Source organism: Halomonas sp. I5-271120 (assembly GCF_030553075.1).
In the GTDB taxonomy this organism is placed as follows: Bacteria; Pseudomonadota; Gammaproteobacteria; order Pseudomonadales; family Halomonadaceae; genus Onishia; species Onishia taeanensis_A.
The window spans coordinates 2,074,683-2,096,789 of sequence record NZ_CP130701.1 but is presented as its reverse complement, the minus strand read 5'-3'; the positions used below and the strand labels follow the sequence as shown (position 1 = coordinate 2,096,789).

Annotated in this window: 18 protein-coding genes, 2 tRNA genes and 3 rRNA genes; 5 read left to right on the top strand and 18 right to left on the bottom strand. The window is 61.9% G+C overall.

Annotation, left to right across the window (positions count from 1 at the left end):
* Positions 1–13: 13 nt before the first annotated feature.
* Both hisF and Q2K57_RS09405 read left to right on the top strand, forming a co-directional pair.
* Positions 14–787, top strand: a complete 774-nt coding sequence (hisF, locus tag Q2K57_RS09410; RefSeq protein ID WP_112056504.1) for an imidazole glycerol phosphate synthase subunit HisF — start codon at positions 14–16, stop codon at positions 785–787.
* A gap of 7 nt (positions 788–794) precedes the next feature.
* The gene (locus Q2K57_RS09405) at positions 795–1,343 is read left to right on the top strand and encodes a hypothetical protein (protein ID WP_304524927.1); all 549 of its coding nucleotides are present in this window, start codon (positions 795–797) and stop codon (positions 1,341–1,343) included.
* A 45-nt stretch (positions 1,344–1,388) separates the two neighbouring features.
* Here the strand turns inward: Q2K57_RS09405 and Q2K57_RS09400 are convergent, their stop codons facing one another.
* Together Q2K57_RS09400 and Q2K57_RS09395 are read right to left on the bottom strand one after the other, a co-directional pair.
* Positions 1,389–1,982, bottom strand: a complete 594-nt coding sequence (locus Q2K57_RS09400; RefSeq protein WP_112056502.1) for a YjaG family protein — start codon at positions 1,980–1,982, stop codon at positions 1,389–1,391.
* A gap of 97 nt (positions 1,983–2,079) precedes the next feature.
* Entirely contained in the window at positions 2,080–2,376 is a 297-nt protein-coding gene (locus Q2K57_RS09395; RefSeq protein WP_304524926.1) for an MGMT family protein, read from the bottom strand.
* Between the two features lie 161 nt (positions 2,377–2,537).
* Between Q2K57_RS09395 and Q2K57_RS09390 the strand changes: the two genes are divergently transcribed.
* The gene (locus tag Q2K57_RS09390) at positions 2,538–3,245 is read left to right on the top strand and encodes a type 1 glutamine amidotransferase (RefSeq protein WP_304526677.1); all 708 of its coding nucleotides are present in this window, start codon (positions 2,538–2,540) and stop codon (positions 3,243–3,245) included.
* Here Q2K57_RS09390 and mnmH read toward each other — a convergent pair.
* The 7 genes from mnmH to hmgA all read right to left on the bottom strand — a co-directional run bounded on the left by mnmH (position 3,225) and on the right by hmgA (position 10,740).
* Entirely contained in the window at positions 3,225–4,325 is a 1,101-nt protein-coding gene (gene mnmH, locus Q2K57_RS09385) for a tRNA 2-selenouridine(34) synthase MnmH (protein ID WP_304524925.1), read from the bottom strand. The genes Q2K57_RS09390 and mnmH overlap by 21 nt on opposite strands.
* Positions 4,322–5,362, bottom strand: a complete 1,041-nt coding sequence (selD, locus tag Q2K57_RS09380) for a selenide, water dikinase SelD (protein ID WP_369700252.1) — start codon at positions 5,360–5,362, stop codon at positions 4,322–4,324. Before selD ends, mnmH begins: the two co-directional genes overlap by 4 nt.
* Before the next feature lie 87 nt (positions 5,363–5,449).
* Positions 5,450–6,826, bottom strand: a complete 1,377-nt coding sequence (radA, locus tag Q2K57_RS09375; protein ID WP_112056498.1) for a DNA repair protein RadA — start codon at positions 6,824–6,826, stop codon at positions 5,450–5,452.
* 165 nt (positions 6,827–6,991) lie between these two features.
* On the bottom strand, positions 6,992–7,450 hold the full coding sequence (locus tag Q2K57_RS09370) for a copper resistance protein NlpE N-terminal domain-containing protein (RefSeq protein ID WP_112056497.1): 459 nt from the start codon (positions 7,448–7,450) through the stop codon (positions 6,992–6,994).
* A 214-nt stretch (positions 7,451–7,664) separates the two neighbouring features.
* The gene (gene maiA / locus Q2K57_RS09365) at positions 7,665–8,309 is read right to left on the bottom strand and encodes a maleylacetoacetate isomerase (protein ID WP_304526676.1); all 645 of its coding nucleotides are present in this window, start codon (positions 8,307–8,309) and stop codon (positions 7,665–7,667) included.
* Positions 8,310–8,332: 23 nt separating this feature from the next.
* Positions 8,333–9,352, bottom strand: coding sequence for a fumarylacetoacetate hydrolase family protein (locus Q2K57_RS09360; protein ID WP_304524924.1), 1,020 nt, complete (start codon positions 9,350–9,352; stop codon positions 8,333–8,335).
* Between the two features lie 74 nt (positions 9,353–9,426).
* The gene (gene hmgA, locus Q2K57_RS09355; RefSeq protein ID WP_304524923.1) at positions 9,427–10,740 is read right to left on the bottom strand and encodes a homogentisate 1,2-dioxygenase; all 1,314 of its coding nucleotides are present in this window, start codon (positions 10,738–10,740) and stop codon (positions 9,427–9,429) included.
* Positions 10,741–11,059: 319 nt separating this feature from the next.
* Between hmgA and Q2K57_RS09350 the strand changes: the two genes are divergently transcribed.
* On the top strand, positions 11,060–11,632 hold the full coding sequence (locus Q2K57_RS09350; RefSeq protein ID WP_304524922.1) for a MarR family winged helix-turn-helix transcriptional regulator: 573 nt from the start codon (positions 11,060–11,062) through the stop codon (positions 11,630–11,632).
* Positions 11,633–11,638: 6 nt separating this feature from the next.
* Here Q2K57_RS09350 and Q2K57_RS09345 read toward each other — a convergent pair whose 3' ends face one another.
* On the bottom strand, positions 11,639–12,544 hold the full coding sequence (locus tag Q2K57_RS09345) for an AEC family transporter (RefSeq protein WP_304524921.1): 906 nt from the start codon (positions 12,542–12,544) through the stop codon (positions 11,639–11,641).
* Positions 12,545–12,654: 110 nt separating this feature from the next.
* Between Q2K57_RS09345 and hisC the strand changes: the two genes are divergently transcribed.
* On the top strand, positions 12,655–13,710 hold the full coding sequence (gene hisC / locus Q2K57_RS09340; protein ID WP_304524920.1) for a histidinol-phosphate transaminase: 1,056 nt from the start codon (positions 12,655–12,657) through the stop codon (positions 13,708–13,710).
* Positions 13,711–13,887: 177 nt separating this feature from the next.
* On the opposite strand, the gene Q2K57_RS09335 is transcribed toward hisC, so the two are convergent.
* From Q2K57_RS09335 to Q2K57_RS09300, 8 genes are all read right to left on the bottom strand, one after another.
* Positions 13,888–15,417, bottom strand: coding sequence for an IS66 family transposase (locus tag Q2K57_RS09335; RefSeq protein WP_304524919.1), 1,530 nt, complete (start codon positions 15,415–15,417; stop codon positions 13,888–13,890).
* A gap of 92 nt (positions 15,418–15,509) precedes the next feature.
* Entirely contained in the window at positions 15,510–15,845 is a 336-nt protein-coding gene (gene tnpB, locus Q2K57_RS09330; RefSeq protein WP_304524918.1) for an IS66 family insertion sequence element accessory protein TnpB, read from the bottom strand.
* A complete protein-coding gene (locus tag Q2K57_RS09325) occupies positions 15,842–16,210 on the bottom strand; it encodes a transposase (RefSeq protein WP_304524917.1) in 369 nt (122 codons plus the stop codon). Before Q2K57_RS09325 ends, tnpB begins: the two co-directional genes overlap by 4 nt.
* A gap of 170 nt (positions 16,211–16,380) precedes the next feature.
* A 5S ribosomal RNA gene (rrf, locus tag Q2K57_RS09320) occupies positions 16,381–16,496 on the bottom strand.
* 126 nt (positions 16,497–16,622) lie between these two features.
* A 23S ribosomal RNA gene (locus Q2K57_RS09315) occupies positions 16,623–19,508 on the bottom strand.
* A 215-nt stretch (positions 19,509–19,723) separates the two neighbouring features.
* A tRNA-Ala gene (locus Q2K57_RS09310) sits at positions 19,724–19,799 on the bottom strand.
* Positions 19,800–19,906: 107 nt separating this feature from the next.
* Positions 19,907–19,983: transfer RNA gene (locus tag Q2K57_RS09305), tRNA-Ile, on the bottom strand.
* 198 nt (positions 19,984–20,181) lie between these two features.
* Positions 20,182–21,722: ribosomal RNA gene (locus tag Q2K57_RS09300) — 16S ribosomal RNA — on the bottom strand.
* The 16S, 23S and 5S rRNA genes sit together here with 2 tRNA genes alongside, the layout of an rRNA operon.
* Between the last annotated feature and the right edge of the window lie 385 nt (positions 21,723–22,107).

Below are 22,107 nucleotides of genomic sequence, written 5' to 3'. Positions count from 1 at the left end.
GGAGGGCTGACTCATGGGACTCGCTAAACGCATCATCCCCTGTCTCGACGTCGACGCCGGTCGCGTGGTCAAGGGCGTCAACTTCGTCGGCATCCGCGATGCCGGCGACCCGGTGGAAATCGCCAAGCGCTACAATCAGCAGGGCGCCGACGAGATCACCTTTCTCGACATCACGGCAAGCCATGAAGACCGCGGCACCACCGTCGAGATGGTCGAACGCATTGCCGGCGAGGTGTTCATCCCACTGACCGTGGGTGGCGGCATTCGTACCTGCGACGACATCCGCACCATGCTCAACGCCGGCGCCGACAAGGTGTCGATCAACACCGCAGCGGTGAGCAATCCGGAATTCGTCTTTGAAGCGACCCAGCGCTTCGGCAGCCAGTGCATCGTGGTGGCCATCGACGCCAAGCGGGTCTCCGCCGAAGGCGAGACACCGCGCTGGGAGATCTTTACCCACGGCGGGCGCAAGCCGACCGGCCTGGACGCGGTGGAGTGGGCCCAGAAGATGGTCGAACTGGGCGCCGGGGAACTGCTGTTGACCAGCATGGACCGCGACGGCACCAAGATCGGCTTCGATAACGAGCTGACCCGCGCCATTTCTGATGCGGTGTGCGTGCCGGTGATCGCCTCCGGTGGCGTCGGCACCCTCGATCACCTGGTCGAGGGCGTCACCAAGGGCCGGGCCGATGCGGTACTGGCTGCCAGCATCTTCCACTTTGGCGAATACAGCATTCCCGATGCCAAGCGCTACATGGCAGACCAGGGCATCGAGATGAGACTTTGAGGACGCCATGATTCCGACTCAGCGCCAAGGCATGGCGACAAAAGCCCGACAGACGAGCATCAGACAGTATGCGCTGGGGCTGCTGCTGGCGGGCCTGCTCGTGCCTTCATGTGCCCAGGCCGAAGGGTTCTTCACCTACGATCATGGCCTGGTACAGACCAGCCTATGGACCACGCATTACTCGACCAACGAGAACGATGACGAGGAGTACAACGACCAGCAGAACCTGATCGGCGTGGAAGTGCACAACCCCGAGCGCTGGTTCACCGGCGCGGCCTGGTTGAAAAACTCCTTCGACCAGCCGATCTGGTACTTCTATGCCGGTCGCGAATTTCCTCTCTGGCAGCCCAGCGAAGACGTGGAAGTACGTGCCAAGCTCACCGCCGGTGGGCTGCGTGGCTATGACGGCGACAAGAAGGACAAGATCTCCTATAACAGCCTGGGCATCGCTCCGGCGATCCTGCCCACCATAGGCGCGCGCTGGGGCCGCTTCGAAGCCGACGTGCTGCTGTTCGGCACCGCCGGCGCGATGTTCAATGCCGGGGTGCGCTTCTAGCTGCTCGCCGTGCCTGCACCCTCCCGGCACCTTTCCTGCACCCTCCTAGTCGAGGGTGAGCCCCAGATTGCTCACCCCTTCGTTACGCCCCAGGCGCTTGAGCGCCTTGAGGGCGTCGCGATCCAGCTCCCCTTCCTCGACCGCTTCCAGCACCGCATCCTGAAAATCGCGTTCATCCGCCATCAGCTCATGCTCGCGGATCAGCGCCGCCAGCCGCGTTTCGTCTTCCTCGCCTTCGCTTACCTCGATGAAGGCACGCACGCCGCTGAGCGAAGCACGGCTGACTTCCAGCACCGCCTCCGGCGCTTCGCCGCGCAGGGTGTCGAGCATCGCCGAGATCGCCATCACCGCTTCCAGAGCGCGCCGTGCACCAAAACTGTCGTCATCGACCGGCGGCTCGAGCTCGGCGAGCTTCTCGGCCTGACGATCGAAGTCGATCTTGGCGCCTTTCACCGTCAGGTGCTCCCAGATCAGATCGAGGATGTTGCGCAGCGCCGCTGGATCGCCGGCTTCGGCATGATCCGCATAGAGGGCGTAGTTGGGCATCAGTCGCTCGCTGAGGGCGGCCATGAAGGCCAGGCGACGGCGCGCGTCGAGATTCTTCAGGCGGGCATTGAAGCCACCGGCGGGCTGGGTCATGGAGTCTCCTGGAAATAGGGGGAAAGACGGCAAGCAAGAAAGTAAGTAAGTAAGCGTGTGAGTATGCGCGCGTGAGCAAGCAGACCGCAGCCTTGCCTCAGGGCCAGAGCAGGTCGGCCGGGACCTTGCCCCGCGCGTCGAACACCACGCCCTCGGCGCGGAGCTTCTCGCGCTGGCGAACGGCGCCGCCATGCTCGGTGACGCGCCGGGTGGCATTGATCACCCGATGCCAGGGCAAGCCGTGGCCATCCGGCAGATGGCGCATGGCGCCACCGACCATGCGCGCAGTGGCGCCCTCCGTCATCTTGGCCACGCTGCCATAGGTGGTGACGCGGCCCTCCGGAATCTGGGCGACGATGGTGTAGATCTGCTCAAGTACGGCGCTGCTGGCCATGCCCCCTCCCCTAATCGTAATGCCTGTTAGCGTAATGCCTGTCGCGTGTTAAGCGTGCCGGGGTGATCGTACCTGGATGATCGTGCCTGGATAACCGCACCGTGATGCCGCTGCCTAACCGGCGCTGGACGCCTCGCCCCCGCCCCGGTCATCATGACGCCATGCATATCTACTTTCTTCAGCATGCTGCGGGCCTGGGCCCGGCCCGCTTCGCCGACTGGCTGGACAGCATGGGCCACAGCCACAACAGCTGCCACCTCTACGCCGGCGAGGCGCCGCCGCGCCTCGCGGACTGCGACGCCCTGGTGCTGCTCGACGGTGATCTTGCCGTCGATGATACCGCGACTCATCCCTGGCTCGCCCGCGAGAAGAAGCTTTTGACCCGCGCGCTGAAGAGCGGCAAGCCGGTGCTCGGCGTCGGCATGGGGGCACGGCTGATCGCCGAGGGCCTGGGTGCCATTGTCTCCCGCGGCACCTACCCGGCCCTTGGCTGGCAGCGCATCGAACTCGCCCCGGAGAGTCCCTTCGACCTGCCCGAGACCTTCGAGGCCTTCAGCTGGCAGCGTGACATCTTCGGCCTGCCCGACGGCGCCCTGCCGCTGGGCGGCAGCGAGGCGAGCCCGCTGCAGGGTTTCGCCTGGGACCGAGGCCGAGTGGTGGCATTGCAGTGTCATCTGGAAGCCACCGACGCCAGCATCTCGGCGCTCTTCGAGCATCTCGCGGCGCAGACGCACGTAGGCGCCAGCCCCCTGGAGGGCCTCCACGTGCAGGCACCCGAGGCCATTCTTGCCGACACGCGGCGCGTCGACCACCAGGCAGCGCTGCTCGACCGGCTGATGGTGCAGTGGCTACGCAGCGTGGCGCGCTGACCAGTCCTTGGCGAACTCAAGGCAGCTATCCCAGTCCCCCACATGCAGGAAGGTGTGGGGGTGCTTCTCGAGCTGGTGGCGATACAGCGGATCGTAGTATTCGGTGAGCAGCGGCCCCAGCCAAGCCTCATGCGCCTGGCGGTTGCCGCGCTCGTGTTCGCGAAAGGCCAGCGTCTGCAGCCGCTGCAGGCGTTGCAGGCGCGCAAGCCCCAGGCGCTTGCGCAGCCGGCCCAGCGCCGTGGAAAGCTGCTTGCGCATCAGCGCCCAACCCAGCCAGTCACCGTATTGGCCCTGATATAGCGCCCAAAGATCGTCGATGTAGTCCTTGCGGATCTGCGCCAGCCGCCAGTCCAGCGGCATCTCGACGCGGATGCGCGGTGCCTCTTCCATGCCACGCCAGAAGATCAACGGCACGTTGGCGGCGCCGATGTGGCGCGATTCGTCCTCGACCACCGCCGGACCCTGCGGGTCCTCAAGATTCAAAAGCCCCATGCCTATAGCATGCTCGAAGTTGATCTGGCTGGGCGCCGGCATCGGGTGGCGACCGAAGGCCGAGCCCTTGTGGCGGGCACAGCCCTCGAGGTCGAGCCCCTGACCGAGGCCGTTGATCAGCGGCGTCTTGGCCGAACCGGTCAGGCCGCTGACCACCAGCATCGGGCGCTCGCTGGCGGCATCGACGTGATCGCAGATCAGCTTGCGCATGGCCTTCCAGCCACCGCGAATTCGCGGACGCTCGATGCCTGCATCCCATAGCCACTGCTGGGCGGTTTCGGAGCGCAGCCCCCCGCGAAAACAATATAGTACCGCGTCCGGGTACTGCTCGAGTTCCTGCTGCCAGGCTTCCATCCGGGCGCGCTTGATGCCCCCGGCGACCAGCCGCTGCCCAAGCTCAATGGCCGCCTGCTGGCCCTGCTGTGCGTAGGCGATGCCGACCCGGTGGCGTTCCTCGTCATCCATCAGCGGCAGGTTGACGGCGCCGGGCAGCCCGCCCTGGGCGAACTCCACCGGCGCGCGAACATCGATCAGGCGGCGGCGCTCACGCAGCAGGTCAAGACTGGGGTCGATCTGGGGCAGGTTCATCCTGTCACCTCGAGGCGGGTGGCGCCGTGGGCGGCGACGATCTCGCCGAAGGGGGCGAGGCTCAGGCCATGGGCACGGCCGGCACGCTCGATATCATCGGCCCAGGAAGGGTGAACGGCCAGCAGCAGGCCGCCAGAGGTCTGGGGGTCGCAGAGCCACTGCCAGTGGGCCTCGTCCATCACCGGCAGCCGCTCGCCGAGCGCCTCGCGATTGCGCCGGGTGCCGCCGGGCACGGCACCCAGGCGCCGGTAGTGTTCGGCCTCGGCGAGGCGCGGCAGACGCTTGAAGTCGATCCGTGCTGCCACACCGCTGGCCTCGCAGACCTCGCTCAGATGGCCAGCGAGGCCGAAACCGGTCACGTCGGTCATGGCATGCACGCCCTTGATCCTGGCGAAGTCGGCACCGATCCGGTTGGAGGCGAGCATGGTCTCCCGCGCCAGCCCCTGGTGTCCGGGCTTGACCAGCCCCTGCTTCTCGGCGGTAGTCAGAAGGCCTACCCCGAGCGGCTTGGTCAGGTACAAAAGATCGCCGACCTCGGCCCCCTTGTTGAGGGTCAGGTGCTCGAGATCCACCAGGCCGTTGACGGCCAGGCCGAAGATCGGCTCCGGCGAATCGATCGAGTGCCCGCCGGCCAGCGCCATGCCGTGCTCGCGGCACACCGCCTGGGCGCCGGCCACCACGTCGCCGGCGATATGGGCGCCGAGCTTGTCCAGCGGCCAGCCGAGGATGCCCAGCGCCATCACCGGATTGCCGCCCATGGCATAGACGTCGCTGATGGCGTTGATGGCGGCAATGCGGCCGAAATCGAAGGGGTCATCGACGATCGGCGTGAAGAAGTCGGTGGTAGCGATCATCCCTCGCCCGTCGCCCAGGTCGTAGACGGCGGCATCCTCACGCCCCTGATTGCCGACGATCAGCCGCGAGTGACTGGTAGCAGGCCCGGCCTTGGCGAGGATGCCGTCGAGCACGTCGGGGGCAATCTTGCAGCCGCAGCCCGCGCCGCGGCTGTATTCGGTCAGACGAATCGCACTCATCACGATCTCCTTGCTGAAGGCGTTTTCAATGTCGGGCGTCGGCCACCATGGGTTCTATCGCTCAAGGGGCCTACCTCTCAAGGGCCGGTATCACAGGGCTTCGAGGGCGTCGGCCAGCTTGTCGACGGCGACCACTTCCATGCCGGGCGGCGAGTTCTTGGGGGCGTTGCCGCGGGGCACGATGGCGCGGGTGAAGCCGTGCTTGGCGGCCTCGACGATCCGCTCCTGGCCGCTCGGCACCGGGCGAATCTCGCCGGACAGCCCAACCTCGCCAAACACGACCAGCTCGCGGGGCAGCGGGCGGTTCTGAAGGCTGGAGACCACCGCCAGCAGCACGGCCAGGTCGGCGCTGGTCTCCAGCACCTTGACCCCACCGACGACGTTGAGGAAGACGTCCTGATCGCCGGTGAAGAGCCCGCCGTGCTTATGCAACACCGCCAGCAGCATCGACAGCCGGTTACCGTCTAGCCCCACGGCGATGCGACGCGGGTTACCCAGCGGCGAGTCGTCGAGCAGCGCCTGCACCTCGACCAGGATCGGCCGCGTGCCTTCCCAGACCACCATCACCAGGCTACCTGAGGCCTGCTCTTCGCTGCGCGACAGGAAGATGGCGCTGGGGTTCTTCACTTCCTTCATGCCGTGCTCGAGCATGGCAAAGACACCGAGCTCGTTGACCGCACCGAAGCGGTTCTTCTGGCCACGCAAGGTGCGAAAGCGCGAGTCGGCACCGCCCTCAAGCAGCAACGAGGCATCGATCATGTGCTCTAGCACCTTGGGCCCGGCCAGGCTGCCGTCCTTGGTGACGTGACCGACCAGCAGCAGCACCGTGTTGGACTGCTTGGCAAAGCGGGTCAGCGCCGCCGCGGACTCGCGTACCTGGGCCACGCCGCCGGGGGCCGAGGCGATGTCCTCGAGGTGCATGGTCTGGATGGAGTCGATGATCAGCACTTCAGGGCGCTCGCGCTCGGCGACGCCGAGAATCGTCTCGACGCTGGTCTCGGCGAGCATCTTGAGACCCTGAGTCGGCAGTTGAAGGCGCTGGGCGCGCATCGCGACCTGCGACAGTGATTCCTCACCGGTGACATACAGCGAGGAGCGCTCCTGGGCCAGCTTGCAGGCGGTCTGCAGCAAAAGGGTCGACTTGCCGGCGCCTGGGTGGCCGCCCAGCAGCACCGCCGAGCCCGGCACCAGGCCGCCGCCCAGCACCCGGTCGAACTCGCCGAAGGTGGAGGAAAGCCTGGGCACTTCGGTCAGGTCTACCGACGCCAGATCGGTGACATCCCGGGAGACGCCGCCGGCATAGCCGCTGCGCCCGCCACTTGCGCTAGGCGCGGCGCCGGGACGGGCCGGGGCCAGGCGCACCTCGCTCAGCGAGTTCCACTCGCGACAGCTGGTGCACTGGCCCTGCCACTTGCGATATTCGGCACCGCACTCGGTGCAGACGAACGCACTCTTCGCTTTGGCCATGCCAGGCTCCACCGGATAAAAGGCCCTATTCTACCAGCCGGGGCACGCGATGCGACGTGTGCGCCCGAGGCGTTGGGCAAAACAGGCTCAGACAAAAGGAGACACCAGACAAAAAGAGGCGGCCCGCGCGGGCCGCCTCTTCACATGCCATTGACGCTGCCTGACTTACTGGCTGGCGGTCTGGCGCTGCAGCTGCAGCATGTCGCGGTTCTGGAAGCGCCGACGCTGGGGGTCGATCAGCTCCAGGGTGTCCGGATCAATCTTGAGGAAGTAATAGATCTGTCCCTCGCCCTGGGGCGTAAGCTCGTAGACGGTAGCCTCGGGGTCGACCGGGGTACCGGTGAGCACGCTCCACTGGCCGGTATAGGTCTCGTCCGGCGGATTCTGCGGATGCTCGCGATAGCTGGCATTCAGGCTGAAGGTGCGATCGGCGGCGGCACCATCTTCAGTGCCATCGAGTTCGACATTGATATCAATGCCGGCGCAGTTACGGCAAGGCAGAGTGCCCTCGTAATGCGCCACTTGATCAATGACTTCTCCACCGGTCTGATCCATCTGACCGGTGGCACAGCCTGCCAGAGAGGCAAGCATGAAGGTCCCGGCCAGCAGCGTCCTAATCTGCATGTATTTCTCCTAGCTGTGAGACACGCGCCGCGGCGGCGGCGGTTGTCTCACAGCATAACGTCAAGTGGCGCCGACGGACAGTAACGCGAGTCGCCCGTAGCACGCCAAAGGCCACTATTTACAGAAACCGCTTACAGATGCAGTGCTCAAGGCGTGCGCTTCGCGACCCGTGATGCCCTTGGCACGGTCACCGCGCTTGCTTGCTCGCTTCGGCTTAGCGTGCATCGGGCTGTCGCGACGGGCTCGCCTGTTCGAAGGCGGGCAGCCCGCGACAGTATTCGGCGACGGCGCGAAGGCGCGGATAGGCGGAGAGATCACAGTCGAAGCGCTCAGCGTTATAGACCTGAGGCACCAGGCAGATATCGGCGAGGGTGGGCGTATCGCCGTGGCAGCAACGCCCGGTCTGGTCGTTTTCGAGCATGGCCTCGAGCGCCGTGAAGCCCTCTGCCACCCAGTGGCGATACCAGCCAAGCTTGGCATCTTCATCCAGTTCGAGATCGCCGATCAGATACCTGAGCACCCGCAGGTTGTTGAGCGGATGGATCTCGTTTGCGATCAGCTGGGCAAGCCCGCGCACCCGCGCGCGTCCGGCGGCGTCTTCCGGCAGCAGGGCCGGTGACGAGGGATAGCGCTCGTCTAGATACTCGCAGATCGCAAGCGACTGCGTCAGCCGCTCGCCGTCGTCGGTCTCGAGCACCGGCACCAGCCCTTGCGGGTTGATCGCCCGAAAGCTCTCCTCGCGCTGCGCGCCGCCGGCCAGGTCGACCGGCACCTGGGCGATATCGAGCCCCTTGAGGTTCAGGGCAATGCGCACCCGATAGGCCGCCGAGGAGCGGTAATAGCCGTAAAGCGTCATGATCTTTGTCCTCTCGGGTCATCCGCTCACTGCGGCTGGTACTTCACCACCTGTTGGTCGATGGCGCCGAAGATGCTCTGACCGTCGCGGTCGAACATCTCGATGCGCACCCGATCACCAAAACGCATGAAGGGCGTCTTCACCTCGTCGTACAGGATCTTCTCGACCATGCGCACTTCGGCCAGGCAGCTGTAGCCCACGCCGCCGTCACGCATCGGCTTGCCCGGCCCGCCGTCGGCATCCGGATTGGAGACGGTGCCGGAGCCGATCACCGCACCGGCGCCGAGGTGGCGCGTGCGGGCAGCGTGGGCGACGAGTTCGGGGAAACCGAAGATCATGTCCGGACCGGCCTCGGGCACACCGAAGGCGTCGTCGTTGAGGTGCACGCTAAGCGGTAGGTGCACGCGACCGCTCTGCCAGGCGTCGCCCAGTTCGTCCGGGGTCACGGCGACCGGCGAGAAGCTGGAGGCCGGCTTGGCCTGGAAGAAGCCGAACCCCTTGGCAAGCTCGCCGGGAATCAGGCCGCGCAGGCTGACGTCATTGACCAGCATGATCAGCTTGATGTGGCCTGAGGCGACCTCCGGGGTCACCGCCATGGGCACGTCATCGGTGATCACCGCGATCTCGCCCTCGAAGTCGATGCCGTGCTCCTCGCTGATCGCCTCGATGTCCTCGGTCGGCGCCAGGAAATGATCGCCACCGCCCTGATACATCAGCGGATCGGTCCAGAAGGTCTCGGGCATCTCGGCACCGCGAGCCTGACGCACCAGTTGCACGTGGTTGAGATAGGCAGAACCATCGGCCCATTGATAGGTTCGCGGCAGCGGCGAATGCAGGGCGGCCACCTCGAGGGCGAAATCGCCCTCGGCGGTGCCATCGTTAAGGGCTGAATAACGGGCCTCAAGGCGCGGGGCGAGCGTATCCCAGGCCTCGATGGCCTGCTGCAGGGTGGCCGCGATGTCGGTAGCGCGCACGGCGCGTGTCAGGTCACGGGAAACCACGACCAGTTCGCCGTCGCGGCCGCTGTTCAGGGTGGCAAGTTTCATGGAAAAGATCCTGTGGTGAGGGTGATACGCTGAAGAGGAAAGGTTGGGTATCGCCGTGAGCAGCCTGCCCAAGCTCAGGGCGATGTCGGGTCGAAATGAGAGGCAAGGCCCTTCCAGACGTCGACGTAGTCCCGCTGACGAAAGTCGGCGGCAAGCGCTGCCCCGGTCGGCTGGAAGACGTAGCGACTCTCGAACATGAAGGCCAGGGTCTCGCCCTGATACTGCGGTGACAGCTCAGCGGCGCTGGCGGCCTCGAAGGTCGCCACGTCCGGGCCGTGAGGCGACATGCAGTTGTGCAGGCTGGCACCGCCGGGGGAAAACCCCTCCGCCTTGGCGTCGTAGACACCCTCGATCAGTCCCATGAACTCGCTCATCAGGTTGCGATGGAAGTACGGCGGACGGAAGGTCCGTTCGGCGACCATCCAGCGCGGCGGGAAGATCACGAAGTCGAGATTGGCCATGCCCGGGGTGTCGGAAATTGATGTCAGCACGGTGAAGATCGAGGGGTCCGGGTGGTCGAAACTCACCGAATTAACGGTGTTGAAGCGCGCCAGGTCGTACTTGTAGGGCGCGTAATTGCCGTGCCAGGCCACCACGTCCAACGGCGAATGATCGAGCCGGCTCGCCCAGAAGCCGCCGCCGAACTTGGCCACCAGCTCGAAGTCGCCCGGCAGCTCTTCATAGGCGGCCACCGGGCTCAGGAAGTCCCGCGGGTTAGCCAGGCCGTTGGCGCCAATCGGCCCAAGGCCCGGCAGCTCCAGCGGGCTTCCGTAGTTCTCACCGACATAGCCCCTGGCCGCGTCACAGCCCTGGGCCAGCCGCACCTGGAACTTGATGCCGCGTGGAATGACCGCGATCTCACCGGGCGAGACCGCTAGCACGCCAAGCTCGGTGCGCAGCACCAGAGCCCCCAGCTGCGGCACGATCAGCAGCTCGCCGTCGGCGTCGTAGAAGAAGCGCTCGGTCATGTCACGGTTGCAGGCATAAAGATGCACGCCGCAGCCGACCTGGGCCGCGGCATCGCCGTTGGCGGCGAGGGTCTCGAGGCCATCGATGAAGTCGGTGGGCACTTCGGGCAGCGGCATCGGGTCCCAGCGCATCTGGTTGGGATCGGCCTGCCCGGCCAGGGGCGCGGTGGCAACCCGCCCTTCCGGTAACCGACGATAGCCGCTCTGCGCCACCGAGGGGCGGATGCGATACAGCCAGCTTCTCAGGTTCTGATGGCGCGGCGAGGTAAAGGCCGAGCCGGTCAACTGCTCGGCATAGAGCCCATAGGGACAGCGCTGGGGCGAGTTCTGCCCCTTTGGCAGCGCATCCGGCAGTGCCTCGCTGGCGAAGTGGTTACGAAAACCGCTCTGATAGGAAAGCTCGTTCGATGACGCAGACATGCTCCTGGCCTCATGGTGATCGTGTGATGGCTGTCGCCATACGGGACATCTTGGCCCCGACAACCGGACAATTGGTTTCATATGAAACTATATGCTCAAATGAAAGCACAGCCAGACCATCCACTCAATATCCACCAAGGTCTTATGGGATCAGGTTATCTGAGGTTCACGCAGACAACGCCAGATCGTTGCAGATGATCCGTTCTGCCTTGCCGCCGGCTGACGCATAATGGCCGAACCGGGTCGTAAGGCAGCTTTTGCATGCAACCGCACGCCCTGCTTTCACACGCATTCGTCAGCGAACATCAGGAGACAGGCCATGCCCTCTCGCTCTCATAACCCTAAGCTCCCCGACTCTACGCCTGACAGCTCTGCTAGCGACGGTTCTGTTACCGACGACTCTGTTAGCGACGGCTCTGTTAGCGACGATAGTGCGCCACGCGATGAGCGACCCGAGCTCGACCTCGGGCAGTTCCTGCCCTACCGGCTGAACAGTCTGGCGGATCGCATCAGTCAGGCGCTGTCGAGGATCTACGGTGAGCGATTCGGCATCACCATCGCCGAATGGCGGGTGCTTGCCTGGCTCAGCCATCGCGAGGAGCTCACCGCCAAGCAGATCGGTGAGCATACCCGCATGGACAAGGCCAAGGTGTCGCGGGCCATTCAGGCACTGGAAAGTCGGGCGCTGATCCGCCGGACTCAATCGGCGCAGGACCAGCGGGTGCACTATCTGCACCTGACCCAGGAGGGCGAGGCGTTGCTCAGCGAACTGATTCCCCAGGCGCGGGCCTGGGAGACCGAGCTATTGGCGACGCTCTCTTCAGGAGAGTATCGCGACCTGCTGAATACCATGAGCAAGCTGGAGCGGCAGCTCACTCGTCTGGAGCGCTGACCCGACCTAGCCCGCACCTGCCGGGGTGACCAGCTGATAGCTGAACACCAGCCCGAGCACGAGCGGCATCACGACCAGACTGCCCAGATTGCCGATCAGCACCAGAGAGGCGACCTTGTGGGGCTCCTGGCGATACTGCTCGGCCACCAGGTAGTTGAGCACCGCCGGAGGCAGCGCGGCAAACACCCACAGGCTCGCCGCCTGCAGGCCGGACAGGTCTAGCCAGACGATCATCGGTGCTGCCAGCACCAGACCGCTGAGCGGGCACAGCACGGCACCCAATACGCCGGTCTTCCAGTCGCTGAAGTCGATATCGAGCATGCGCACGCCAAGAGCGAACAGCATCAGCGGAATGCAGACGCCGCCGAGCATATCGAGCGCTTCAAGCAACCAGCCCGGCAGGGGAATCCCACCGAGATTGAAGGCCAGGCCGGCGAGACTCGCCAGCACGATGGGCATGCGCAGCAGCCGCCACAGCGGTGTATGCGGGCTGAGCATGTAGAGCCCCACCGAGAAGTGCAAAAGCATCTCGACGATGAACAGCACCACGGCGGCGGGCAGGGCCTGATCGCCGAAGGCCAGCACGATCAGTGGAATGCCCATGTTGCCCGAGTTGTTGAACATCATCGGCGGCAGGAAGGTCTTCAGATCGAGCCTTAGCCAGCGCGCCAGTGGCCATAGCACCAGGCCTGAACCCAGGACCACCACCGCAGCCGCCAGGGCCAGGGCCGCATAGTCCTGAAGCGGTGCCTGCTGGTCGGCCAGCACGGCGAACACCAGCATGGGCACGAACAGTTCCATGTTGAGGGTATTGAGGCCGCGGATGTCGGGACTGCGATAACGTCCATAGAGGGTGCCGCAGCCGGCGATCAGAAAGACCGGCAACAGGGTGGCAAGAATCTGCGCAATCATCGTGAGCTCCTGAATTAGCCTTGCAACACTAGCATGGCCGCCGCTTGCGAAGGGCCGTCAGGCGCGTCACCATGACCAAAGTCCCATCCCCACCTTGAATGCGAGTGCCCATGAGCAAGTTCTGGAGCCCCGGCGTCAGCGAACTGACGCCCTATACCCCGGGTGAACAGCCGCGCGAGCGCCTGATCAAGCTGAACACCAACGAGAACCCCTATCCGCCGGCGCCGGGCGTCGAGCAGGTGCTGCGCGATTACTCGGTCGATCATCTGCGCCTCTACCCAGACCCGGACTCGCGCGCCCTGCGCGAGGCACTGGCCAAGGAGCATGGTGTCGAGGTCGAGCAGGTATTCGTCGGCAATGGCTCGGACGAAGTACTCGCTCTGGCCTTTCAGGCCTTCTTCCGCCAGCCCCTGCCGCTGTCGATGCCGGCTATTAGCTACAGCTTCTACCCGGTGTATTGCCGCCTGTATGGCGTCGACTATCGCACCGTGGCACTGGGTGATGAATGGCAGGTACCGCTGGAGGCCTTCGATGCTCAAAGCGGCGGCATCATCTTCGCCAACCCCAACGCCCCCACCGGCCACGGTCATGGCCGCGACGCCATCGCCGCGCTGCTCGAGCGCGTCACCGAGTGTGTGGTGCTGGTCGACGAAGCCTACGTGGACTTCGGCGGCGAAAGTGCCGTGCCGCTGGTCGAGCGCTATCCCAACCTGCTGGTGACCGGCACCTTCTCGAAATCCAGAAGCCTCGCAGGCCTTCGCCTGGGCTATGCCATCGGCTCACGAGAACTAATCGAAGGCCTGGAGCGGATCAAGAACTCCTTCAATTCCTATCCGGTCGACAGCCTGGCCAGTGCCGTCGGCGTTGCGGCCCTTGAGGACAAGGCCTATTTCGAGGCCTGCCGCGAACAGGTGATGACCACCCGCGAGCGCACCCGTCGCCGCCTTGGCGACCTTGGCTTCGAGGTCCTGCCCTCCCAGACCAACTTCCTGCTGGTTCACCACCCCGACCATGAGGCCGCCCAGCTGTTCGTTGGCCTGCGCGAGCGCAGCATCCTGGTACGCCACTTCAACACCGAGGCACTGCGCGACTTCATGCGCATTTCCATCGGCACCGAGGATGAAATGGACAGCCTGATCGAGGCCATGGAAGCCATGATCCGCTAGGTCGACCGCTCAATCAGTTGTGACGATATAAACAAGATCGCCCCGGTTGCCGTATGGCAACCGGGGCGATTTTTTATGAGGCATGTAACGGGAGCGAGCCTGCAAAGGCCGGGGGAAGATCATGTGCTGGCGCGTGCTGCCAGCCGTAAGCGTTCGCCAAACACCGCTTGTCAGTGATCAGACGTTGTGCTGCCAGTGATGGGGCAGAAGCTCGTGGATCTGGCTGGCCTTGTGTGTCGGTAGCCGTTCCAGCACGTCCTTCAGGTAGGCATAGGGCTCGTGGCCGTTGAGCTTGGCGCACTGGATCAAGCTCATGATGGTAGCGGCGCGCTGGCCACTGCGCAGTGACCCGGCGAATAGCCAGTTGCTGCGGCCCAGCGCCCAAGGGCGGATCAGGTTCTCGACCCGGTTGTTATCGATAGGTAGTCGGCCGTCATCCAGATAGCGCGTCAACGCCGCCCAACGCTTCAGGCTGTAGTCCAGCGCTTTCGCCGTCGCCGAACCATTCGGCACCTTTTCTCGGTGGGCCAGCATCCAGCGGTGCAGCGTGTCGGCGAGAGGTCTGGCTCGAGTGTCGCGTAACCGCTGGCGTTCTTCCTCGGTCAATGGCTGGGCCTCGCGCTCTAGTTGGTAGAGCTGGCCGATCAGCTCGATGGCCTGCTCGGCGATCTGGCTCTTGCCGGCTACATGCAGATCAACGAACTTGCGCCGCGCATGAGCCATGCAGCCGATCTCGGTGACGCCGTTGGCGAAGCTTTGCTTGTAGCCGCTGTAGTCGTCGCAGACCAGCTTGCCCCGCCACTCGCCGAGGAAGTCGCGGGCATGCTGACCACTGCGTCCCTCGCTGAAGTCGTAGACGACGGCCTTCAGGCCGGCGTAGGGCGTGGTGGCGTAAGCCCAAAGGTAGGCGCGATGTGTCTTCTTCTTGCCCGGGGCCAGCATCGGCACCGGCGTCTCGTCGGCATGCAGCACCGGCTCACTGAGCAGCAGCTTACGTAGGGCATCGATCAGCGGCTGAAGCCGCACGCCGCAGATGCCGACCCACTCGGCCAGAGTGGAGCGCGGAATCGCCACGCCGGCACGGGAGAAGATCTGCTCCTGGCGATACAGTGGGAGGTGATCGGCGTACTTGGCGATCAGCACCTGGGCCAGCAGACCGGCGGTGGGGATGCCCTTGTCGATGATCTGCGCCGGCATCGGCGCCTGGGTCAGTGTCTCGCAGTGATCACAGACCCACTTGCCACGGATATGGCGCTCGACATGGAATACGCCCGGCGTGTAGTCGAGCTTCTCGCTGACCTCCTCGCCGATCCGCCGCAGCTGACAACCACACGGGCAGTGATCATTCTCTGGGTCATGGTGAATCTCGGTGCGCGGCAGTTCGGGAGGCAAGGGGGCGCGCTTGGGCGTCTTCTTGGGCGCCGATGACGCATCGGTCGTGACCAGGTCTTCCAACTCAGTCTCGATGGCGGCGATGTCGGCATCCATCCCATCCTCCAGCAGACTGATCTGCAGAACGTTGAGCTGCTCGCTGCGCTTGCCGAAGGCGTGGCGCTTGAGCAGCGCCAGTTCATAGGTCAGCTTCTGATTGACCTGCTCGCTGTGGCGGAGCGCTTTATCCTTTTCCTCGACCTGCGTCATCAGCGTTGCCGCCAGGTGGCGGAGCTGATCGGGAGAGAGCTGAGACAGGTCGGGAGGCATGTTCATTCGCTGAGTATGCCAACCTGCCGTGGGGAGTGGGATTGGCACTTCAGCGAATAGCGAGCCGGGAGATTCTGTGCCTTATCTGGCTCGGTATGTCAGACCACCGAGATCACGCCACCGGCGCCGAGACGTTGCCAGGGTAGGCCCTGAACCAGCGCCGTGACCTGCTCTGGGCAGAGCTCGACGCGATCGCCGTGCCGGTGGCTGGCCCAGTGGAACTTGCCCTGGTTCAGACGCCGGGCGCACAGCCAGATGCCCAGGCCATCGTGAACCAGCACCTTCATACGGTTGCCGCGCCGGTTGGCGAACAGATAGGCACAGTGCGGTCGGGCGGCACCGAAGACCTTCACCACCCGGGCCAGTGCCGTATCCGGTCCGGCGCGCATATCCAACGGCTCCGTCGCCAACCAGATCTCGTCGATGCGGATCATGCGAGCAGCTCTCGGATCAGAGATCGACACGCGTCGGCCTCCGAGGCAGGCCACTCGATGACCATCGGGCCGTTGGGGTGCGGGATCGTGAGGCGAATACGGTCCGTCACCTGATTTTGGCGAGCGACCGGTAATGAGGCACTGGCCATGGGCACCGGCACAAACGCCGGTGCTTCTGGCGCGGCAGTCCGCTGGCGGGCGGCGCGGATCCACTTGTGGACCAAGTTGGCATTCAGGCTGTGCTCCAGGGCAACCCCGGCCACGGAGGCACCCGATTGCAGGCAGGCCTCAACGATTCTTGCCTTGAACGCGGTGGTGAAGCGACGACGCTTCCGAGGGGCTTCCGGCACGCTTAAGTCAGTCATGGTAGGTGTCCACTTATTAATAGGTGGGCACCTACTGTGATGGAATTCAGGTACTTTCGGCAGATGGGTTCACCGGGCGGTTACTGCCAGCCGGCATTTCCTGGCCATTTCCACCGCCCAGACATGAAAAAACCCCGGCCTGTAAGGACCGGGGTTTTCTCGCAATAAGTGCCTGACAATGACCTACTCTCGCATGGAGAAACTCCACACTACCATCGGCGCTAAGCGGTTTCACTTCCGAGTTCGGCATGGGATCGGGTGGTTCACGCTCGCTATGGTCGTCAGGCGAAACGGGTTGATGAGACGCCTTGGCGGCTCATCGCAATATGAAATCATGCTGACGTGATCGTCTCTTGTTACTGCTCACGTATCCGTCAATTGTGCGCGTCATGCGCAGACCCCTTGGGGTTATATGGTCAAGCCTCACGGGCCATTAGTACACGTTAGCTCAACGCCTTGCAGCGCTTCCACACCGTGCCTATCAACCAGCTCGTCTTGCTGGGCCCTTCAGGAGGCTTATGCCTCAGGGAAGTCTCATCTTGAAGGGGGCTTCCCGCTTAGATGCTTTCAGCGGTTATCCCGTCCGCACTTAGCTACCCGGCAATGCCACTGGCGTGACAACCGGAACACCAGAGGTGCGTCCACTCCGGTCCTCTCGTACTAGGAGCAGCACTTCTCAAACTTCCAACGCCCACGGCAGATAGGGACCGAACTGTCTCACGACGTTCTAAACCCAGCTCGCGTACCACTTTAAATGGCGAACAGCCATACCCTTGGGACCGACTTCAGCCCCAGGATGTGATGAGCCGACATCGAGGTGCCAAACACCGCCGTCGATGTGAACTCTTGGGCGGTATCAGCCTGTTATCCCCGGAGTACCTTTTATCCGTTGAGCGATGGCCCTTCCATACAGAACCACCGGATCACTAGAACCTACTTTCGTACCTGCTCGACGTGTCTGTCTCGCAGTTAAGCACCCTTATGCTCTTGCACTCAATGCACGATTTCCAACCGTGCTGAGGGTACCTTCGTGCTCCTCCGTTACTCTTTGGGAGGAGACCGCCCCAGTCAAACTACCCACCACACACTGTCCTCGATCCGGATAACGGACCGGAGTTAGAACGCCAATGATGCCAGGCTGGTATTTCAAGGTTGGCTCCACGATAGCTAGCGCCACCGTTTCCAAGCCTCCCAGCTATCCTACACAAGCAACATCAGCGTCCAGTGTGAAGCTATAGTAAAGGTTCACGGGGTCTTTCCGTCTAGCCGCGGGTACACAGCATCTTCACTGCGATTTCAATTTCACTGAGTCTCGGGTGGAGACAGCGTGGCCATCATTACGCCATTCGTGCAGGTCGGAACTTACCCGACAAGGAATTTCGCTACCTTAGGACCGTTATAGTTACGGCCGCCGTTTACCGGGGCTTCGATCAGGAGCTTCGCCGAAGCTAACACCATCAATTAACCTTCCGGCACCGGGCAGGCGTCACACCCTATACGTCCGCTTACGCGTTGGCAGAGTGCTGTGTTTTTAATAAACAGTTGCAGCCACCTGGTATCTTCGACCGCGTCAGGCTCGGGGAGCAAGTCCCTTCACCCTAATGCGGCGTGCCTTCTCCCGAAGTTACGGCACCATTTTGCCTAGTTCCTTCACCCGAGTTCTCTCAAGCGCCTTGGTATTCTCTACCTGACCACCTGTGTCGGTTTGGGGTACGGTTCCACAGTATCTGAAGCTTAGAGGCTTTTCCTGGAAGCGTGGCATCGATGACTTCCAGACCGTAGTCTGTTCGTCTCGTCTCTCGGCCTTGGGGTACCGGATTTACCTGATTCCCCAGCCTACTGACTTTCACCAGGACAACCAACGCCTGGCTCACCTAGCCTTCTTCGTCCCCCCATCGCAATACTGTGAAGTACGGGAATATTGACCCGTTTCCCATCGACTACGCCTTTCGGCCTCGCCTTAGGGGCCGACTCACTCTGCTCCGATTAGCGTCGAACAGAAACCCTTGGTCTTCCGGCGGGGGAGTTTTTCACTCCCCTTGTCGTTACTCATGTCAGCATTCGCACTCGTGATACCTCCAGCATGCTTCTCAACACACCTTCATCGGCTTACACGACGCTCCTCTACCGCTCGTCATTCGACGAACCCGTAGCTTCGGTACCTGATTTAGCCCCGTTACATCTTCCGCGCAGGCCGACTCGACTAGTGAGCTATTACGCTTTCTTTAAAGGATGGCTGCTTCTAAGCCAACCTCCTAGCTGTCTGAGCCTTCCCACATCGTTTCCCACTTAATCAGGATTTTGGGACCTTAGCTGACGGTCTGGGTTGTTTCCCTTTTCACAACGGACGTTAGCACCCGCTGTGTGTCTCCCACGCTGCACTCACCGGTATTCGGAGTTTGCCTCGGGTTGGTAAGTCGGGATGACCCCCTAGCCGAAACAGTGCTCTACCCCCGGCGGTGATACGTGAGGCGCTACCTAAATAGCTTTCGAGGAGAACCAGCTATCTCCGGGCTTGATTAGCCTTTCACTCCGATCCACAAGTCATCCAAATCTTTTTCAACAGATCCTGGTTCGGTCCTCCAATTGATGTTACTCAATCTTCAACCTGCTCATGGATAGATCGCCCGGTTTCGGGTCTATTTCCAGCGACTGGTCGCCCAGTTAAGACTCGATTTCTCTACGCCTCCCCTATACGGTTAAGCTCGCCACTGAAAATAAGTCGCTGACCCATTATACAAAAGGTACGCGGTCACCGAACAAGTCGGCTCCCACTGCTTGTACGCATACGGTTTCAGGATCTATTTCACTCCCCTCTCCGGGGTTCTTTTCGCCTTTCCCTCACGGTACTGGTTCACTATCGGTCAGTCAGGAGTATTTAGCCTTGGAGGATGGTCCCCCCGTCTTCAGTCAAGGTTTCTCGTGCCCCGACCTACTCGATTTCACACCAATCAGATTTCGACTACGGGGCTATCACCCTGTATCGCGTGGTTTCCCAACCACTTCGTCTATCAGTCATGGTGCTTAAGGGCTGGTCCCCGTTCGCTCGCCGCTACTTGGGGAATCTCGGTTGATTTCTTTTCCTCAGGGTACTTAGATGTTTCAGTTCCCCTGGTTCGCCTCCCAACACCTATGTATTCAGTGTGGGATACCCAACTTACGTTGGGTGGGTTTCCCCATTCAGAAATGTCCGGGTCGCAGGTTGTTTGCCACCTCGCCGAACCTTATCGCAGGCTTCCACGTCTTTCATCGCCTCTGACTGCCTAGGCATCCACCGTATGCGCTTCATCGCTTGACCATATAACCCGAAAGGGTCTGGTCCGCGATGACGCACGACAATTGCCGGATACGCTTGAGACGTATCACATGCCCTTTCCTGGGTAGGAAAGGGACTTTTGTCAGCATGATTCATATTGTTAAAGAGCGACTGTCGAACCGACAGTCACAAGCCCGACATCATCGTTTGTGATGATAGGCTTGTGACTGTGGACTCACAGATGACTGTTGGGATGATGGTGGAGCCTAGCGGGATCGAACCGCTGACCTCCTGCGTGCAAGGCAGGCGCTCTCCCAGCTGAGCTAAGGCCCCTCTGATTGCTCGACGCGACATGGAGAATTTTATTCGGATCAAGGCGCTTTGGTGCGACGTGTAGCTCGCTACACGAGTGCCGAAGCAACGCAGGACCGGATAAAATTTGGTGGGTCTGGGCAGACTCGAACTGCCGACCTCACCCTTATCAGGGGTGCGCTCTAACCAACTGAGCTACAGACCCAACACCTACTCTCTCACTGAGAAGAACGTGGCCGGCTTGCCGACCTCACCCTCCTTTCCATTTAAGGTCAGGGGGTGCGCTCTAACCAACTGAGCGAATACTCTAAGGTCACGCTGGGTCTTTACCCAAACAGTCTTATGCTCTGGCCGATCAGATAATTCATTGTGGACACTTGCCGCGAAGAGGCGAGTCGTCGATTAAGGAGGTGATCCAGCCGCAGGTTCCCCTACGGCTACCTTGTTACGACTTCACCCCAGTCATGAACCACACCGTGGTGATCGCTCCCCCGAAGGTTAAGCTAACCACTTCTGGTGCAGTCCACTCCCATGGTGTGACGGGCGGTGTGTACAAGGCCCGGGAACGTATTCACCGTGACATTCTGATTCACGATTACTAGCGATTCCGACTTCACGGAGTCGAGTTGCAGACTCCGATCCGAACTGAGGCCGGCTTTATGGGATTAGCTCCACGTCGCCGTCTTGCAACCCTTTGTACCGGCCATTGTAGCACGTGTGTAGCCCTACTCGTAAGGGCCATGATGACTTGACGTCATCCCCACCTTCCTCCGGTTTGTCACCGGCAGTCTCCTTAGAGTTCCCGACATTACTCGCTGGCAAATAAGGATAGGGGTTGCGCTCGTTACGGGACTTAACCCAACATTTCACAACACGAGCTGACGACAGCCATGCAGCACCTGTCTGTGCGCTCCCGAAGGCACCAATCCATCTCTGGAAAGTTCGCACGATGTCAAGAGTAGGTAAGGTTCTTCGCGTTGCATCGAATTAAACCACATGCTCCACCGCTTGTGCGGGCCCCCGTCAATTCATTTGAGTTTTAACCTTGCGGCCGTACTCCCCAGGCGGTCGACTTATTGCGTTAACTGCGCCACTAAGAACTCGAGGCTCCCAACGGCTAGTCGACATCGTTTACGGCGTGGACTACCAGGGTATCTAATCCTGTTTGCTACCCACGCTTTCGCACCTCAGTGTCAGTGTCAGTCCAGAAGGCCGCCTTCGCCACTGGTATTCCTCCCGATCTCTACGCATTTCACCGCTACACCGGGAATTCTACCTTCCTCTCCTGCACTCTAGCCTAACAGTTCCGGATGCAGTTCCCAGGTTGAGCCCGGGGCTTTCACAACCGGCTTATCAAGCCACCTACGCGCGCTTTACGCCCAGTAATTCCGATTAACGCTTGCACCCTCCGTATTACCGCGGCTGCTGGCACGGAGTTAGCCGGTGCTTCTTCTGCGAGTGATGTCCTTCCTGACGAGTATTAATCATCAGGCCTTCTTCCTCGCTGAAAGTGCTTTACAACCCGAAAGCCTTCTTCACACACGCGGCATGGCTGGATCAGGCTTTCGCCCATTGTCCAATATTCCCCACTGCTGCCTCCCGTAGGAGTCTGGGCCGTGTCTCAGTCCCAGTGTGGCTGATCATCCTCTCAGACCAGCTACGGATCGTCGCCTTGGTGAGCCATTACCTCACCAACAAGCTAATCCGACATAGGCTCATCCGATAGCGCAAGGTCCGAAGATCCCCTGCTTTCCCCCGTAGGGCGTATGCGGTATTAGCGTGAGTTTCCCCACGTTATCCCCCACTACCGGGCAGATTCCTATGCATTACTCACCCGTCCGCCGCTCGACGCCTCCTAGCAAGCTAGGATCGTTTCCGCTCGACTTGCATGTGTTAGGCCTGCCGCCAGCGTTCAATCTGAGCCATGATCAAACTCTTCAGTTTAAAATCATACGGTCTTACCTTTCCGAAGAAAGAAGCAGACCAAACTTGGCTCAAGGTTCAAACGTCTCAAAAAACGAAGCCGATATGGCTTGCTTTGACGAGTCGCTTGCCTTGAAGTATCGGTGACTGATCACCCCTTCATCGACAAGCGCCCACATGAATTATCTGATCGATTGTTAAAGAGCAGCTCCGATCTCTTAAGAGGGGAGCATCTCGCATCTGCCTGGCCGTTCGGCCGGCGCCCTGCGAGGAAGGCGTATTCTACTGAATCGGCAGTGAATGTCAACCCTTGCTGTTATTGCTCACTCTAGATGACCGAGTGAACCAGCGGCGAGTTGAGCGCCGATCGAGTGGAGGAGCATTCTACCGTTTCCGGCTGTTTTGT

Excerpts from the sequence above, each read along its gene's own strand:
- hisF (WP_112056504.1), top strand. The coding sequence starts at position 14 with ATGGGACTCGCTAAACGCATCATCCCCTGTCTCGACGTCGACGCCGGT.
- Q2K57_RS09405 (WP_304524927.1), top strand. The coding sequence starts at position 795 with ATGATTCCGACTCAGCGCCAAGGCATGGCGACAAAAGCCCGACAGACG.
- Q2K57_RS09400 (WP_112056502.1), bottom strand. The coding sequence starts at position 1,982 with ATGACCCAGCCCGCCGGTGGCTTCAATGCCCGCCTGAAGAATCTCGAC.
- Q2K57_RS09395 (WP_304524926.1), bottom strand. The coding sequence starts at position 2,376 with ATGGCCAGCAGCGCCGTACTTGAGCAGATCTACACCATCGTCGCCCAG.
- Q2K57_RS09390 (WP_304526677.1), top strand. The coding sequence starts at position 2,538 with ATGCATATCTACTTTCTTCAGCATGCTGCGGGCCTGGGCCCGGCCCGC.
- mnmH (WP_304524925.1), bottom strand. The coding sequence starts at position 4,325 with ATGAACCTGCCCCAGATCGACCCCAGTCTTGACCTGCTGCGTGAGCGC.
- radA (WP_112056498.1), bottom strand. The coding sequence starts at position 6,826 with ATGGCCAAAGCGAAGAGTGCGTTCGTCTGCACCGAGTGCGGTGCCGAA.
- Q2K57_RS09370 (WP_112056497.1), bottom strand. The coding sequence starts at position 7,450 with ATGCAGATTAGGACGCTGCTGGCCGGGACCTTCATGCTTGCCTCTCTG.
- Q2K57_RS09360 (WP_304524924.1), bottom strand. The coding sequence starts at position 9,352 with ATGAAACTTGCCACCCTGAACAGCGGCCGCGACGGCGAACTGGTCGTG.
- hmgA (WP_304524923.1), bottom strand. The coding sequence starts at position 10,740 with ATGTCTGCGTCATCGAACGAGCTTTCCTATCAGAGCGGTTTTCGTAAC.
- Q2K57_RS09350 (WP_304524922.1), top strand. The coding sequence starts at position 11,060 with ATGCCCTCTCGCTCTCATAACCCTAAGCTCCCCGACTCTACGCCTGAC.
- Q2K57_RS09345 (WP_304524921.1), bottom strand. The coding sequence starts at position 12,544 with ATGATTGCGCAGATTCTTGCCACCCTGTTGCCGGTCTTTCTGATCGCC.
- hisC (WP_304524920.1), top strand. The coding sequence starts at position 12,655 with ATGAGCAAGTTCTGGAGCCCCGGCGTCAGCGAACTGACGCCCTATACC.
- Q2K57_RS09335 (WP_304524919.1), bottom strand. The coding sequence starts at position 15,417 with ATGAACATGCCTCCCGACCTGTCTCAGCTCTCTCCCGATCAGCTCCGC.
- tnpB (WP_304524918.1), bottom strand. The coding sequence starts at position 15,845 with ATGATCCGCATCGACGAGATCTGGTTGGCGACGGAGCCGTTGGATATG.
- Q2K57_RS09325 (WP_304524917.1), bottom strand. The coding sequence starts at position 16,210 with ATGACTGACTTAAGCGTGCCGGAAGCCCCTCGGAAGCGTCGTCGCTTC.